General features: G+C 56.6%; 1 rRNA gene. It reads left to right on the top strand.

Features of this window, described 5'->3' with window-relative positions:
* Positions 1-64: 64 nt before the first annotated feature.
* Positions 65-3,187 (top strand): 23S ribosomal RNA (locus ACWF9Z_RS36370).
* Positions 3,188-3,219 lie beyond the last annotated feature (32 nt).

Here is a 3,219-nt window from a genome sequence, read left to right as displayed (position 1 = left end):
CGGATCAGGGTGATGGGTGACTGGTCGTTGCTTGAGAACTACACAGTGGACGCGAGCATCTGTAGGCCAAGTTTTTAAGGGCACACGGTGGATGCCTTGGCACCAGGAACCGATGAAGGACGTGAGAGGCCGCGATAGGCCCCGGGGAGCTGCCAACTGAGCTTTGATCCGGGGGTGTCCGAATGGGGAAACCCGGCAGTCGTCATGGGCTGTCACCCACTGCTGAACACATAGGCAGTGTGGAGGGAACGCGGGGAAGTGAAACATCTCAGTACCCGCAGGAAGAGAAAACAACCGTGATTCCGGGAGTAGTGGCGAGCGAAACCGGATGAGGCCAAACCGTATGCGTGTGATACCCGGCAGGGGTTGCGCATGCGGGGTTGTGGGAATTCTTTTGATCGGTCTGCCGGCCGGTCGGCGAGTCAGAAACCGTTGATGTAGTCGAAGGACATGCGAAAGGTCCGGCGTAGAGGGTAAGACCCCCGTAGACGAAACATCAGCGGCTTGCTTAAGAATCTCCCAAGTAGCACGGGGCCCGAGAAATCCCGTGTGAATCTGGCGGGACCACCCGCTAAGCCTAAATATTCCCTGGTGACCGATAGCGGATAGTACCGTGAGGGAATGGTGAAAAGTACCGCGGGAGCGGAGTGAAATAGTACCTGAAACCGTGTGCCTACAAGCCGTGGGAGCGTCGCCGTCATTCTTCGGAATGCCGGTCGTGACTGCGTGCCTTTTGAAGAATGAGCCTGCGAGTTAGCGGTGTGTAGCGAGGTTAACCCGTGTGGGGAAGCCGTAGCGAAAGCGAGTCCGAATAGGGCGATTGAGTTGCACGCTCTAGACCCGAAGCGGAGTGATCTAGCCATGGGCAGGTTGAAGCGGAGGTAAGACTTCGTGGAGGACCGAACCCACCAGGGTTGAAAACCTGGGGGATGACCTGTGGTTAGGGGTGAAAGGCCAATCAAACTCCGTGATAGCTGGTTCTCCCCGAAATGCATTTAGGTGCAGCGTCACGTGTTTCTTGCCGGAGGTAGAGCACTGGATAGGCGATGGGCCCTACCGGGTTACTGACCTTAGCCAAACTCCGAATGCCGGTAAGTGAGAGCGTGGCAGTGAGACTGTGGGGGATAAGCTCCATGGTCGAGAGGGAAACAGCCCAGAGCATCGACTAAGGCCCCCAAGCGTACGCTAAGTGGGAAAGGATGTGGAGTCGCAGAGACAACCAGGAGGTTGGCTTAGAAGCAGCCACCCTTGAAAGAGTGCGTAATAGCTCACTGGTCAAGTGATTCCGCGCCGACAATGTAGCGGGGCTCAAGCGTACCGCCGAAGTCGTGTCATTGCAGCAATAGGGCCAACGCCTGCTGTGATGGGTAGGGGAGCGTCGTGTGCCGGGTGAAGCAGCAGCGGAAGCTAGTTGTGGACGGTTCACGAGTGAGAATGCAGGCATGAGTAGCGATACACACGTGAGAAACGTGTGCGCCGATTGACTAAGGGTTCCTGGGTCAAGCTGATCTGCCCAGGGTAAGTCGGGACCTAAGGCGAGGCCGACAGGCGTAGTCGATGGACAACCGGTTGATATTCCGGTACCCGCTTTGAAACGCCCAATATCGAATCAGGCGATGCTAAGCCCGTGAAGCCGTTCCGGACCCTTCGGGGAAAGGAAAGTGGTGGAGCCGGCGAACCAGACTTGTAGTAGGTAAGCGATGGGGTGACGCAGGAAGGTAGTCCAGCCCGGGCGGTGGTAGTCCCGGGGTAAGGGTGTAGGCCGAGGGGTAGGCAAATCCGTCCCTCATTAAGGCTGAGACCTGATGCCGAGCCGATTGTGGTGAAGTGGATGATCCTATGCTGTCGAGAAAAGCCTCTAGCGAGTTTCATGGCGGCCCGTACCCTAAACCGACTCAGGTGGTCAGGTAGAGAATACCGAGGCGTTCGGGTGAACTATGGTTAAGGAACTCGGCAAAATGCCCCCGTAACTTCGGGAGAAGGGGGGCCATCACTGGTGATCGGATTTACTCCGTGAGCTGGGGGTGGCCGCAGAGACCAGCGAGAAGCGACTGTTTACTAAAAACACAGGTCCGTGCGAAGCCGTAAGGCGATGTATACGGACTGACGCCTGCCCGGTGCTGGAACGTTAAGGGGACCGGTTAGTCACATTTCGGTGTGGCGAAGCTGAGAACTTAAGCGCCAGTAAACGGCGGTGGTAACTATAACCATCCTAAGGTAGCGAAATTCCTTGTCGGGTAAGTTCCGACCTGCACGAATGGCGTAACGACTTCTCGACTGTCTCAACCATAGGCCCGGTGAAATTGCACTACGAGTAAAGATGCTCGTTTCGCGCAGCAGGACGGAAAGACCCCGGGACCTTTACTATAGTTTGATATTGGTGTTCGGTTCGGCTTGTGTAGGATAGGTGGGAGACTTTGAAGCCGTGACGCCAGTCATGGTGGAGTCGCCGTTGAAATACCACTCTGGTCGTGCTGGATGTCTAACCTCGGTCCGTGATCCGGATCAGGGACAGTGTCTGATGGGTAGTTTAACTGGGGCGGTTGCCTCCCAAAAAGTAACGGAGGCGCCCAAAGGTTCCCTCAGCCTGGTTGGCAATCAGGTGTTGAGTGTAAGTGCACAAGGGAGCTTGACTGTGAGACCGACGGGTCGAGCAGGGACGAAAGTCGGGACTAGTGATCCGGCGGTGGCTTGTGGAAGCGCCGTCGCTCAACGGATAAAAGGTACCCCGGGGATAACAGGCTGATCTTCCCCAAGAGTCCATATCGACGGGATGGTTTGGCACCTCGATGTCGGCTCGTCGCATCCTGGGGCTGGAGTCGGTCCCAAGGGTTGGGCTGTTCGCCCATTAAAGCGGTACGCGAGCTGGGTTTAGAACGTCGTGAGACAGTTCGGTCCCTATCCGCTGTGCGCGTAGGAATATTGAGAAGGGCTGTCCCTAGTACGAGAGGACCGGGACGGACGAACCTCTGGTGTGCCAGTTGTCCTGCCAAGGGCATGGCTGGTTGGCTACGTTCGGGAGGGATAACCGCTGAAAGCATCTAAGCGGGAAGCCTGCTTCAAGATGAGTATTCCCACCTCCTTGAGAGGGTAAGGCTCCCAGTAGACGACTGGGTTGATAGGCCAGATGTGGAAGCCCGGTAACGGGTGGAGCTGACTGGTACTAATAGGCCGAGGGCTTGTCCTCAGTTGCTCGCGTCCACTGTGTTAGTTCTGAAG

The sequence above is a fragment of the Streptomyces sp. NPDC054961 genome, from assembly GCF_053609145.1.
Note: the sequence above shows the minus strand (reverse complement) of the source record. Positions and strands in the feature narration are given on the sequence as shown.